This window comes from Clostridium sp. OS1-26 (assembly GCF_030915445.1).
GTDB lineage: Bacteria > Bacillota > Clostridia > Clostridiales > Clostridiaceae > Clostridium_AM.
The window spans coordinates 3554077-3567421 of record NZ_CP133264.1; the positions used below are offsets into that span (position 1 = coordinate 3554077).

Sequence of the window (13345 nt, forward strand, 5' to 3'; positions counted from 1 at the left end):
AGTATACACTCCACAAAACTTATCGCCAGATATATAAGTTCCTATTATTGGATATAATAGCTTCTTATCTTCACCTGTAGTACAATAACTAACATAGTCTAGAGGTCTAATATCTTCTCTTTTTGAAATACAAAATCATATTCAGGTTCTTCAAAAACATCACAACCAAGCAGAACTCCATTACCTTCTCTATCCAGTAGAGGTTTTAGGCATATATCAACAGTGTTTAAGTTTTCTACATCAAAGGATGTTTGAGTTATATACTTATCAATTAAATTAGCATCTTCTTCGGAGAAGAAGCCTTGTGATTTTAGTTCGAAAATTAGTGCTAGAAATGCCTTAGACTGGGTTATTATAGTATGTGGAGGATTTATACTTAAGGTATTAAACTCCAGAGCTTTAAGTATTTGTTCATTTCCATCTTTTAAAAACCAATCTAAAGGGTAATATCTAAATACAGCATCCATAGGTTCACCATATAAATATAGTTTATCCGCATGGACTTTAACATCAAAAATGTTTCCCATCGTGATATTATAAGGCAGACTTTTAACTAAGTTATATATAACACTGGTATTATACCAATCCTCATAATAGGTACTGGATAGAATAGCTATATTGTTTATTTTCTTCACCTTTTCATAATCTTTTATTATTTTATGGAATTCATTCTTTAATAGATATTCCATATTTTCATTTGGATTTTCATATTTGATATTTAACTCTTCTTTTATAATTTTGCTTATGTTTATACTTTCTACCAGACCAGCTGGGGTTTCTGAATTAAACTCTAAAAGTTTCCACTGTCCTCTGCTGTTAAGGCACCAATCCATTCTTCCTAGAAAAGCAAGAGAGTCTGTATAGTTCTGAACAGCTAAGTTATCTAAACCGTAAATTCCTAATATAGGTGAAAAAGTATCAATATTATCAATAACTAATTTTTGAGCCTTTTTAAAAATATGACAAAGGGCTTCTGATGCATTTTTTAATTCTAAAAATTTATTTTTATCTATTAAAAGACTATCTAATCCAATATATTCCTTATCTCTAAAATACCTTCCTGTAAAGCCAGATTCCATCATAGACCTATCTGTTATTCTGTCCCATACTTTTTTTCTGCACAGAAGGTTTGGTTTAACAATTTTTAAAGGATTTTCGGCTAACCCTATAGGAGTTATCCAAGTACTTTCGTCGCAAGTGAGATAGCTTTCATTCCATCTTGTACAAAAGCCTTTAACCTTTCCTTCTATGAGGTAAACTCCAAAGTTTCCAAAGGCTTCTTTAGGTATAAGGCGATGTTTGGAAGCAGCAGTTATTGAATCTTTATGAATAGGACAGAATTCTTGTAATATAAAATTATTGCTTTTCTCCAGTACATAGTTTATAATCTCCAGCCATTCTTCTCCGCTATAAAGAACCCCTATAAATACATCTTCACTATATCTTCCGTATACTGGTTTTAATACGTATTTATCCTTATCATTTATAACTTCATTGACATACTCTTTTTTGAAAGGCACAGTATAAGGAATAGTTTTTTGTATTACTTCTTTTTCAATATTTGTTAACCTATTATCGTTAGTTGAAACAAGGTTCCATAAAAAAGAGAATAAATTTTTACATTGACCTACAATAATTCTTGGATCATTTAATATAAGTATTTTTTCTTTATCATATAAATCTAGTATAGCTTCTATATCTGTTACTTCATCTAAATGCTCTGTAGGGAATTGCCTTAGTATTATATCTATCTTTTCTTTGCCAAAGGCAAGAAGTTTGTCATTTACTACTTTCAAGTTTTTAGGCCCAACAGCTATGAAATGAAAATTACTATCCTCTAGCAGTTCATTGTATAAATAGGAAAGTCTAGATTCTTCTAGGTGGCAAGGGTCTATTAATATAGCAGTATTAAATGTTCTTTTTTCTTTAAAGAACTGAGAGGATATACTTTTATAGGAGTTGATAAAGCTTTCCTTAAAACCTTTATTAATATTATTTTCGGCATATAGATATTCGCTTGCTAGTATTTCTCTTTGAGCACAGGGTTTATCATAATTAAATTCGGAGAAAAAGATGCCACCATCTTCTCTTATAAAACCATCAAATCGAGTCCAAAATACAGGACTTAAAGGAACCTTTAGATTTAAAATATCTCTTCTATAATTGAAGTCAGGTATAAAATCTATAAAGTCACTAAAGCTAGTATTAATATTTGCAACTATCCTTTGTATTAAAATATCCAGTATTTCCGCTGAGTCTTTCATACTTTGTGCAATTTCCTTTTCTAAATAAAAGGGAGCAGGAGAAAATATACTATCTTTTCTTCTGCTATCTATCATATAATAATCAAATAATAATTTATCCGTTAAAGATTCATACATAATTCATCATCTCCTGTTATAATTAGCCTGCTACACTACCAGCATGTACTCCTGAATATCCTCCTGAAGAAGAGGGAGTTGTCCACGCATGCCAGCCGCTAGAAGATTCATTCGACACAGTAGAGTTTCCACTGCTGCTTTTGTTAGATGAATTAAATATAAAAGGAGAGGAACTGTGATAGTAACCGCCTCCACCACCGCCAGTATAACCACTTTGCTGCTCTTTTTCTTCATCCTTATCCTTATCCTTGTTAACATTCTGATTTTGATTTGTAGAGTTTTTTACTGTATTGTTAGAAGAACTGCAGCCTGATAAGGCTATAGGGTTAACCATAACCATAGATACAGCTAAGGTTAACGCAGCAGATTTCTGTTTCCATGAATTGTTCTTATCCATAATATTAACATTCTCCAATCTTACACTTGCTTACTTTAATATCAAAATGCTCCAGATAATCAAGATAACAATTTATATCTTCTTTTATTTTATCAGAGTAAATATAAACGGCCTTTGAATAACAAAGTTCTTTTAACAATTCTACATTTGGCATATCTTCTTCTGTAGTTTCGTATTGGTTGTTAAATGAATTTTTCTCAGTACCATCAGATTCCAATAAGTATCTTCCACTATCTAATATGAAGATATATCCCTTAGAATCAATACTATTTAATTTATCCCCGCAAAGAAGTAAATTACCTATAAGTTTCTTGCTGCCTATTAATCCATACGGATGAAAAAGCAGATTGAGCGTTAGTATAGGTTTAATATTTAAATTATTTTGAAGTAAATATCCTAATAATACACTTTGATGTCCTGGTATATCTAAAAGAAAAATGGTATCTGATGTATTATTTGAAGCTATTATTGCCTTAATCTTATCATACATTATATTTTCTTCTAGAGAAATAGAAGGATACTCTAATTCAAAATCTGGATAATTCTTCAAAGATACAAAGGTTGTTGATTTAAGGAAACATTCGAAGGCATTTGTACCTTCCCTCCATTTTAAATATACAGGATATAATTCTAAATCCTTTAAAAAACTCAATTTTAATTTGCCCTCCTAGTAAACTACCGCTACGAATTTATTTACATTTATTATATGAGTATAATTGTTAGAATCCTTTATTACTAAAAAACCTTCTCTCTGAGTTTCAATACTCACATCTTCAATTACTATATCTGGTTCAGAGTTGTTATAAGATTCTATGCTTGTATAAAGATTTAGTGTTTTCTTTTCATTAAACATTTTCTATGTCCCTCCAGTTATATTAAAGTATTACACAATGTTACTATCTTTTATTTATATTATCAATTCTAAATTAATGTTAAATTACTATGAAGAACTGCATAGTTCTATATTTAGAACAGTTTGTATAACACAAGCTAATAGTTGCTTCTATTATTTTAAACTCTCTTTAGTTTTATTTTATATTTTAACTCTATTTAACTAATATTTTAAAAGGCTTGGATAAAATTTGCTATTTACTTTGCATAACTTCTTTTGGTAAAATTAAGTATGATATTTGGTGAAATGTGTCGGTTTTTGAATAAAAGTTTTTGATTAGAATCATTAGCCAAAAGAAAAATAAACATATTATCACGATAATTAGTTGCATTAAACTATTGATAAGTTAGAAAATGGATAGGTGATAAATATAATGACTAAAACAATACTTATAGCTGATGATACAAAATTAAATTTAAGAATTCTCATAGATATATTATCAAAAGAGGGATATGCTGTATTTGCATGTACTAATGGGTTAAAAGCATTAGAGTTAACTAGTAAAATTAATCCAGACGTAATATTATTAGATATAGTTATGCCCGAGATTGATGGCTTTGAAGTCTGTAAATTATTAAAAGAAAAGGATGAAAGTAAGGATATACCTATAATAATGGTTACCTCAGAAACTAAAAGTCAAAATATAAAGAAAGCTTTGGAGCTTGGAGCTTTTGATTATATAAGAAAACCTATAGATGAAGTTGAGGTATTAGCTAGGGTAAACTCTGCATTACGTTTTAAAACTCATCAAGATAAATTGAAAGAATTAGCCACGAAGGATGGGCTTACTGAGGTTTATAATCATAGAGGACTAATAGAACTATTTGTAAAGGAATATGAGAAGCAATTGGAACTTAAAAAAGGAATTTGTTTTGCAATGCTTGATATTGATTTTTATAAAAAAATTAACGATAACTTTGGACATATATCTGGAGACATGGTTTTGAGGGAAATTTCATCTATTATAAAAAATTCTGTTAGGCGTTGTGATATAGTTGGTAGATATGGAGGAGAAGAATTTGGTATAGTTTTTCCGGATATAGAATTAGGTGAAGCTTTAAGGTTATGTGAAATGATAAGAAAAAATATTGAGAAATATGAATTTAATGTACGTAATAAATCTATTAGAGTCACAATAAGCATAGGAATATGTTACAAATCAGCAAAAGAGCATATAAAATATAATGAAATGATAGAAACAGCGGATAAAGCTCTTTATAAGGCCAAAAATAGCGGCCGCAATAAAGTTGAGATTGGAATGCATACAGAAATATAACAAGGCATAGAATTAAATTCTATGCCTTGTTAGTTATAATCCTAAAATTGAATCAATTTTATCTTTATCAAATCCAAGGATTTCTTCGCTATCAATTACAATTAAAGGAACGGATCTATAGCCTTTCTTCATAAGTTCTTTTCTAGCTTCAGAATTTGATGAGATGTTATGCTCAGTAAACTGAACATTATTCTGATTAAAATAGTCTTTGGCATCATGACAGTAGCCACAAGTATCGCTAGTGTATATCTCAACTTTTTTCATAAAAATCACCTCATTTATATAATTTAAGATTATAATGTAAGTTTTGCAATTATGTCTATATTATTATTATATAATATTTTCTCGTAAAGTAAAGTAATTATTCATAAATTAATGTTTTCCTTAAGCAAGCTTTTTGCTTAAGTGATTTTTAGTTCACTAAAGAGACCTATAGTTTAAATATTTTACCCAATTATGGTGTTAGCTTATTCTATGTATGATAAAATAATAAATATTGATGAACTACACAGGGGGATATACAATTGAGAAAAAAAGATTTTACATTATTCCTAGTTGCCGGTGCATTTATGGGGATTAGCCAAAGCATTGATTCTTCAGCTTTTAATAATTTTTTTAGTGATGTTTTTCATGTTACTGTTACACAAAGAACTTTAATGGAGCTGCCAAGAGAGTTCCCAGGGATTATGGTAGTGTTTGTTTTAGGAATGTTGTTATTCTTAGGTGATATAAGAATAGCATTTGTAGCCAATATACTTTCTGCATTGGGGATGCTTGCTATAGGCTGTTTATCAAAAAATTTTGAAATAACCATGTTGTGGATGATTGTATACAGTATGGGACAGCACCTTTTAATGCCAGTACAAAATAGTATAGGGATGAAACTGGCAGAGGAAGGAGATGTAGGGAAAATACTTGGAAAGATAAATGGGCTTAATACTGCCGCTTTTCTTGTAACAAGTATTATAACTGCCATTGTATTAAGATATGTAAAATTAGATTATAGAGTTGCCTTTTCAATAGGAGCAATAGCTTATATGGCTTCTGCAGTATTAATATTTAAAATGACACCCTATAAAAGCGAGAGTAAAGTAAAGAAGCTGTTTGTAAAAAGAGAATATAGTTTATTTTATTATCTTAGTATATTAAATGGTGCAAGAAAACAGATATTTATAACCTTTGGTCCATGGGTACTTATTAAGATATTTAATCAAGGAGTTAGTACTTTTGCATTATTAGGATTTTTAACTGCAGGGATTGGAATATTCTTTAAGCCCTATGTTGGTTATCTTATTGATAGTATGGGAGAAAAGTTTGTACTAACAGCTGAGGCACTGCTGCTTATTTTAGTATGTACAGGTTATGCTTTTGCGAAAAGTATTCCAGGAACCAGTTTGCTCACGAATATTGCTTTATATATAACTTGCGCTTGTTTTGTAGTAGACCAGCTTCTTACGGCAGCTACCATGGCTAGAGCTACTTATTTGAAAAAAATTGCTGTAAACAGTGAAGATATATCACCTACTTTATCCATGGGAATCAGTATGGATCATGTAGTGTCCATGTTTATTCCATGGTTAGGAAGTTTAATTTGGAATGCTTTTGGTTATGAGTATGTATTCATTGCGGGAGCATGTATAGCTATAATGAATTTTACATTAGCAATGAAAATTAAGATACCTATGCAAAAAAGTATATCAGTATAAGAAGGGGTTATATAAGTACGATATTTTTTATAGTAAAAGGAGAAATGGATGAAATGAAATATATAGAAAAAGCTTTAATTAGTATTGGAAAAGAGGATATGCTGACATCCCTTGAAGAAATAACAGCAAGTTGTTTTGAATTAATGCAGCCAACTTTACTAGAATATGTGCCAAATGAAAAGCTTAAAATAAAGTTTCCTGTATTACAGATGTATTTAAACCCGGTGAAGTCCATGCAGGGAGGGTTTATTTCCGCAGCCTTTGATAACGCTTTTGGCATGTTATGTTTTCTTTCTACAGAAAATAAGGCAGTTTCATTAGACTTGAATACTAATTATCATAAACCGATTTATGAAAATGACCAGCTTGTGATTAATGTGCATTTAAAATATAAGGGAAATACTTTAATAAATATGTATGCTGAGGCTTTTAATAGCAATGATGAACTTGTCGCTACAGCTGATAGTAAAATGATGTTTATAAAAAACCAATAATCTCTATAACAATAGCCTTAATTATATGACATTAGTGGTTCAGATAATTAAGGCTATTATTATAGTCAAAAAACATGTAATCTATTTGATTTTGTAATAGAGTTAAAACTGGTTATTTTAAAATTTAATATAGAGGTAGTATATATTTACTTATTAATTAAGTGATAGTAAACTCTATAATTAGGGACTATAAAGCTTATAAAAACTAAGGATATCTAGGAGGGAATAATCTTGAAAAAAAGTACTAAATTATTAGGTATACTTTTAACCTTGTCTCTTTCCATGACAGTATTAGCTGCATGTGGAAGTAAACAAGAAGTTAAAGAAGATGGAAAAGCTAAAACTATTACTGCTAAAGATCTTAAAGACAAAATTGGGAAAAGCGATTGGGTAGTAGTAGATACAAGGGAAAATGACGCTTTTAATGGATGGACACTAGATGGCGCAAAAGAGGAGGACACATTAAAGGGGCAACAGATTTCTCAGCTGCTTGGCTAAAAGCAGATAATAAGGATAAAGACAAGCGTTTAGATGATGCTCTAAAGACTAAGGGAATATCAGCAGAAAAAAATGTAGTTCTTTATGATGCCAATGGAAAAGATGCAAAAGAAGTTGGAGATTATTTATCTAAAAAGGGATATAAAAATATATATACATATGACGTAAAAGAGTGGGCTAAAGACGAAAGTATGCCAATGGAAGCATATACAAACTATCAAATGTTAGTGCCAGCGTCATGGGTAAAAGATTTAATCGATGGTAAAAAACCAGAAACTTATAAAGGTAAAGAATATAAGATTTTTGAAGTTTCCTGGGGAGATGAAACAAAGTCACCAGACTATTTAAAAGAAGGTCATATTAAGGGAGCAGTGCATATCAATACTGATGAAGTTGAAGAAGGACCACTTTGGAATCGCCTTTCTGATGATAGACTTCAAAAATTTGCAGAAAATAATGGAATAACAACAGATACTACAGTTGTATTATATGGAGCAGATTCAATGCCATCCTTCAGAGTTGCTGCAATACTAAAATATATGGGAGTAAAAGATGTTAGAGTATTAAATGGTGGAACTGCAAAATGGAAAAATGCAGGTTATGAGTTAGAGAAAACATCTAATAAGAAAACTGCTGTAGCTTCTTTTGGAACAACAGTTCCTGCAAACAAAGGCTACATTATTGATTTACCACAAGCTAAAGAAATAATAGCAGACAAGCAAGGAAGTAGATTAGTTGATATCAGAAGCTGGGATGAACATATTGGTAAAACATCAGGATATGATTATATAAAACCAAAGGGACGTCCAGCTGGCTCAGTATGGGGACATGCAGGTACAGATAATTCAAATTTAGATGACTATAGAAATGTAGATAATACAATGCGTAATAAAGATGAAATAATTGCTATGTGGAAAGAATGGGGTATTACTCCAGAGCAAAGATTATCTTTCTTCTGTGGAACAGGTTGGAGAGCAGCAGAAGTTTTAACTTATGCAGATGTTATGGGATTAAAAAACATATCACTTTATGATGGCGGTTGGAATGAATGGAGTGGAAACACTGGAAATCCAGCAAATCCTATAGAAACAGGCGAACCTAAGAAACAACAATAGAGACTAATACTAACGGAGTAAGTTTAATGAGGATAAAAAAATTTTTAAATTGGTTAGGTACTATTATTCAAGCCTGTTTAGCGATGTTTGCTCTGATTATTTACTATCTATCTGATAAAAAGATGGGATTAATGCGCTCTTTAACATATAGAAATGATGTGTATAATAAGTTATCTTTAAAAGTTTGGATAATTTATAGTTTACTCTTTATACTATTACTATTTATTATTACTATGGTTAGAGCATATAAAGAATCAGATAAGTTTAAATGCTGTTTAGCGTATATAGTAGTTAACCTACTGTCAATTATATTTGCAGTTAAACTAAATTCTGAAATAGTATTATCATATTACGTTTTAGTTATCTCCCTTTCGGTTTTATTGTGTATAGAGCTGATAAAATTTAATTTTCTTAAGATAAAAAAGTAGGCAGAATTTTTCTGCCTACTTTTTTTTATGTATTTGAATAATATAAATCGAAAATTCTATAATTTATAAATTATTTTAGTTATAATATTTAGTAGGTAATGTAATGAAGTGAATTCAAGGGGGTATAAAAAATGAATAATAAATTATGGGAAAAGTGTATAGAGTTTCACGGACACGAATGTCCTGGACTAGCTATAGGATACAAGGTAAGTGAAGCAGCAAAGGAAAAGATGGGATTGAGCTTTTCAAAGGATGAAGAAATAGTATGTGTAGTTGAGAATGATGCTTGTTGTGTAGATGCAGTACAGGTTTTAACAGGTTGCTCTATAGGGAAAGGAAATTTAATACATAAAGACTCAGGAAAAATGGCCTTTACATTTTTTAATAGAAAAAATGGTGATGGGATTAGGATTGTGCTTAAATCTCGAAAGAAAGGCGAAGACAGACAAAAGGAAATGGAGCGCATACTGAATGCTTCTTGTGACGAATTATTTGAATTTAAAAAACCTAATTTTCAGCTTCCAGAAAAAGCACGAATATTTACAAGTGTAGTTTGTGAAGAATGCGGAGAATCTGCTGCAGAACACAAAATAAGACTTATGAATGGAAAAAAGGTTTGCATTGATTGTTTTACAGATTACACAAGGCATATTTAATAAGTTCAAGATATTTCTGTAGGGAAAAAGTCCGAAAGTCAACTTATACGCCGTGATATGTTTCCAAGCTTCAGCACGTTAAGCAGAGAGCCAAAATCTATGATTTTGTGCGAGTCGCTTACTCCTCTGACGTAAGGAAGAGGAGTTTCATATAACATTAAGCCGCTATGCTCAAACAAATCTAAAGTTCTAAGGTTCTCTTAAAACCCTTTACTAAGACTGGCACAAAGTTTTTAAATCTACTTCAGCTTTGGAAACATATCCCTCTGTATAAGTCAAACACTCAGGTTGAATATCTATATTTACTTGCTATAAAGCATCATCAACTTATTATTCAGCATTGGGTCAGTATTAAATCTTCCTCTTAGTGTAACTGATACTGTTTTAGTACCAGGCTTTTTTACACCTCTGGTAGTCATACATCCATGTTCGCCTTCTATAATAACAGCTACATCATTTGAATCAGTTATTTTTTCAATAATTTCAGCTATATCTGTACCTATTCTTTCTTGTAATTGAAGTCTTCGTCCTACCATTTCAGCTATTCTGGCAATTTTACTTAAGCCAATAACCTTTTTATTAGGTATGTAAGCTACTGCGACCTTCATGTTATACATTAATGCTAGGTGATGCTCACAATGGCTGAATATTTCTATGTCTTTCATAATAACTATGTCATTAGTATCAGCACTTTCTTTTAAAGATAAATCATCTTCAAAGGTTTTGTTAAACATTTCCGCAATTTCATCATTAGTATATCGCATTCCTTCAAATATTTCTTCGTACATTTTAGCTACACGCTTAGGAGTATCCTTAAGACCTTCTCTGTCAGGATTATCGCCTAATGCTATAAAAATGCCTCTAATATGTTTCTCAATTGCATCTGTATCGATTGGCATTAGATTATACACCTCTCTTGTCTGGGGACCATATAACCTTATGAAGCTGCATTTGCAAGTTTACCCCATTCATTTTATTATCTTTCATAAATTCTACAATTTCGCTCATATCAATTTTTCCGTATACCGGACTAATATATACATTAGTTTTATCTACAAGTTTATATTTATCTATTATATATTTAACTTTTTGTAAATCTTCAATACTTCCGGATACAAACTTAACTGTATCTTTAGAACTTAAGTATTTGAAGTTATCTAATAGCATTTTATCCTCCATTCCACTTGAAGGAAGCTTATAATCCATAGTAAAGGTTGGTGGATTTTCTATATGAAAAAATTTACTTAGCAACACGCTGCCATTAGTCTCTATTTCAATATTGAGCGTTTCATCACTGCAGAGTTTCTCTAATAATTCTATTATGTCTTTCTGAAGAAGAGGCTCGCCTCCAGTTAGAGTTATATTTCTGATTTCAGTGGATTTTATATATTCATATATAGCATCACTAGTCATTAGGTCATAAGTTACATCATCTTTATTTGCCCATTCTGTATCGCAGTAACTGCATTTTAGGTTACAGCCTGCAAATCTTATAAATACTGCTAGCTGGCCGGATAAAGCCCCCTCGCCATTTATACTAATAAATTTTTCAACTACTTTAAAACTCATTAGATTTCATCTCACTTTCTTCATATATAGCACTATTAGTAGGAGTTTCGTAAACAATAGATCTTTTTACATTATAGCCCTTATTTTTTATTGCTTTGAAGAAAAAAGCTGAAAAATTCTCTGCTGTAGGTCTAAAGTTAACTGTTATTACCTTAAATCCATCTTGAAGAATACAGTTCAGTGTTTCTTGTCGCATAGTTCCTTCTTGTATAATTAATGCATGATCATAATAATCTATCATATCTTTGACATCTTTTTTTAGGTCACCAAAATCCACTACCATACCGTCAAGCTGGCCACCTTTTACTAATGTTTCAGATTGTACCTCAATTTCCACTCGCCATCTATGCCCATGAATATTCCCACATTTACCTACATATTGAGCAAGAAAATGGGCACTATCAAAACTGTGTTCTGTTTTTAAAATATACATGTAAATTCCTCCTAAAATAAAAAAGGGCAGAAACTGCCCTTAAACAAAAAACTACCTAAGCCGGTAGTTACGTCCTAGTTTTGTTTATAGACAGGATGGTTACGAACTGTCTTTTGTATGTTTTTGTACTTATATATTTTAATATATGTTGAAAAGTAAGTCAAATCAATGTTTCTGGAAATTGACGCCAGGTCTCAGAGGAATTATTTAAGTTTTATATTTACATCAGCTATCTTCTGTGGAATTTAATAAATATAGAATAATCTTTAGAATTTTTTGTTTTAGTTTTCTAAGTTATCCATTTTCGATGAAAATACAAATAATTTTGGCCTTTGATAAATAAATATATAAATTATTGCAGCAAGAATAACTCCACCAACAACATCTATAATTGAATGTTGTTTTATAAGTACTGTAGAGGCACATATTGATAGTGACGCTACAAATGATAAACTTTTGAGTAATGTTTTATTCTTTAATTTATAGCAATTGATTAGTGCTATATGAACTCCAATGGCATTGCAAACATGAATGCTTGGAAATACATTATTTGTTCCATCATGATCATAAATAAAATTAACTAACCAAGAAAAAACATCATTGCCTGGTACATTTGGTCTGGGGAATTGAGCGTTTGGATATAGCATAAATATTATAAAGGAAATAATCATGCCTAATGAAAGAAAAAGCTCCATTTTATAAAAATCTATTTTTGATACAAACCCAAGATATACAAATCCAATAGCCATATACGCAAACCAAAAGTAATAGGCTAAAACAAACTCTTTAACAAAAGGTATTTGAGAATCAAGATAAGAATACATAATATGCCTAGGAATTATAGTTTTCTTTAGATAAGCAAACCATAAGGTTAAAAATAGAAATATAGTTAAGGATAAAAAGTGCTTATATTTTTTATAAGTGTTTCTTATTAATAACATTATTTTCTCCGTTTCTGCGATAAACATTTTTTAAACTATTTTTACTTTATTACAATTATTATGTACCCTTGAAGTTTTTATTATAATTTTTGACAGAAAGATTATATGTTATTCACAAGTATGAATAATATAAGTTTATTCTGGATAGCTTAACATTAGAAGAGGTGAAAGCTATGGGTGAAAAAATAAGAGACTTAGATAATTTCGAGAATGCTTTTCAAAATGCTGTTGCACAAGCAGCTAATATAGGAGTGTTCAATTTTGCAACAACAACAGTAACGGATTTTACTCAGATTAATCCAAATGGAATAGAATTAAATAATAATCTTGCTGAGAAAAGAGAGTCAATAAAAAATAAATAAGAATAAATATAAAGTATAAAAGGCAGTGATGCCTTTTTTTATTCGTATAATTTAAGATATTAAGCTAGTATTTTGGAAAATTGAGCAAAATATTAGATATATTTAGATATTGAGAGCTTAAGCTTAATAATAAAGGATAAATAGTCGAAAGTAAATGAAAATGAGTTTTAATTAATGTTGTTAAATAGTATATATAA

14 protein-coding genes and 1 pseudogene are annotated in these 13345 nt (G+C 30.3%); 6 read left to right on the top strand and 9 right to left on the bottom strand.

From position 1 onward, the window contains the following. Positions 1–98: 98 nt before the first annotated feature. The 4 genes from RCG18_RS17340 to RCG18_RS17355 are packed head-to-tail and all read right to left on the bottom strand — an operon-like array spanning position 99 to position 3631. Positions 99–2381: a glutathionylspermidine synthase family protein gene (locus RCG18_RS17340; RefSeq protein ID WP_308037281.1), complete on the bottom strand. Its 2283-nt coding sequence runs from the start codon at positions 2379–2381 to the stop codon at positions 99–101. A 22-nt stretch (positions 2382–2403) separates the two neighbouring features. Beyond that, positions 2404–2778, bottom strand: coding sequence for a hypothetical protein (locus tag RCG18_RS17345; RefSeq protein WP_308037282.1), 375 nt, complete (start codon positions 2776–2778; stop codon positions 2404–2406). A 4-nt stretch (positions 2779–2782) separates the two neighbouring features. Next, on the bottom strand, positions 2783–3430 hold the full coding sequence (locus RCG18_RS17350; RefSeq protein WP_308037283.1) for a hypothetical protein: 648 nt from the start codon (positions 3428–3430) through the stop codon (positions 2783–2785). A gap of 15 nt (positions 3431–3445) precedes the next feature. Next, the gene (locus tag RCG18_RS17355) at positions 3446–3631 is read right to left on the bottom strand and encodes a hypothetical protein (RefSeq protein WP_308037284.1); all 186 of its coding nucleotides are present in this window, start codon (positions 3629–3631) and stop codon (positions 3446–3448) included. Between the two features lie 412 nt (positions 3632–4043). On the opposite strand from RCG18_RS17355, the gene RCG18_RS17360 reads away from it, so the two are divergent. Next, complete coding sequence (locus RCG18_RS17360; RefSeq protein WP_308037285.1) at positions 4044–4946, top strand: diguanylate cyclase; 903 nt, start codon at positions 4044–4046, stop codon at positions 4944–4946. A 33-nt stretch (positions 4947–4979) separates the two neighbouring features. Here RCG18_RS17360 and RCG18_RS17365 read toward each other — a convergent pair whose 3' ends face one another. Beyond that, entirely contained in the window at positions 4980–5210 is a 231-nt protein-coding gene (locus RCG18_RS17365; protein WP_308037286.1) for a glutaredoxin domain-containing protein, read from the bottom strand. Positions 5211–5470: 260 nt separating this feature from the next. Here RCG18_RS17365 and RCG18_RS17370 point away from each other — a divergent pair, with 260 nt between their 5' ends. The 4 genes and pseudogenes from RCG18_RS17370 (at position 5471) to RCG18_RS17385 (ending at position 9843) form a co-directional block, all read left to right on the top strand. Beyond that, positions 5471–6652, top strand: coding sequence for an MFS transporter (locus RCG18_RS17370; RefSeq protein WP_308037287.1), 1182 nt, complete (start codon positions 5471–5473; stop codon positions 6650–6652). Positions 6653–6696: 44 nt separating this feature from the next. After that, positions 6697–7146 carry a PaaI family thioesterase gene (locus tag RCG18_RS17375; protein ID WP_308037288.1) on the top strand — a complete coding sequence of 150 codons (450 nt, stop codon included), beginning with the start codon at positions 6697–6699 and terminating at the stop codon, positions 7144–7146. A gap of 231 nt (positions 7147–7377) precedes the next feature. Beyond that, positions 7378–8759, top strand: a pseudogene (locus RCG18_RS17380) (rhodanese-like domain-containing protein). Between the two features lie 559 nt (positions 8760–9318). Continuing rightward, positions 9319–9843, top strand: coding sequence for an FmdE family protein (locus RCG18_RS17385; RefSeq protein WP_308037289.1), 525 nt, complete (start codon positions 9319–9321; stop codon positions 9841–9843). Positions 9844–10145: 302 nt separating this feature from the next. On the opposite strand, the gene folE is transcribed toward RCG18_RS17385, so the two are convergent. From folE to RCG18_RS17405, 4 genes are all read right to left on the bottom strand, one after another. Continuing rightward, positions 10146–10742 carry a GTP cyclohydrolase I FolE gene (gene folE, locus RCG18_RS17390; protein ID WP_308037290.1) on the bottom strand — a complete coding sequence of 199 codons (597 nt, stop codon included), beginning with the start codon at positions 10740–10742 and terminating at the stop codon, positions 10146–10148. A 4-nt stretch (positions 10743–10746) separates the two neighbouring features. Continuing rightward, positions 10747–11412 carry a putative 7-carboxy-7-deazaguanine synthase QueE gene (queE, locus tag RCG18_RS17395; protein ID WP_308037291.1) on the bottom strand — a complete coding sequence of 222 codons (666 nt, stop codon included), beginning with the start codon at positions 11410–11412 and terminating at the stop codon, positions 10747–10749. Further along, complete coding sequence (queD, locus tag RCG18_RS17400) at positions 11402–11845, bottom strand: 6-carboxytetrahydropterin synthase QueD (RefSeq protein WP_308037292.1); 444 nt, start codon at positions 11843–11845, stop codon at positions 11402–11404. The genes queE and queD overlap by 11 nt, the downstream gene beginning before the upstream one ends. A 281-nt stretch (positions 11846–12126) precedes the next feature. Further along, positions 12127–12786, bottom strand: coding sequence for a phosphatase PAP2 family protein (locus RCG18_RS17405; protein WP_308037293.1), 660 nt, complete (start codon positions 12784–12786; stop codon positions 12127–12129). A gap of 173 nt (positions 12787–12959) precedes the next feature. On the opposite strand from RCG18_RS17405, the gene RCG18_RS17410 reads away from it, so the two are divergent. After that, a complete protein-coding gene (locus tag RCG18_RS17410; RefSeq protein WP_308037294.1) occupies positions 12960–13148 on the top strand; it encodes a hypothetical protein in 189 nt (62 codons plus the stop codon). The last annotated feature ends 197 nt before the right edge of the window (positions 13149–13345 follow it).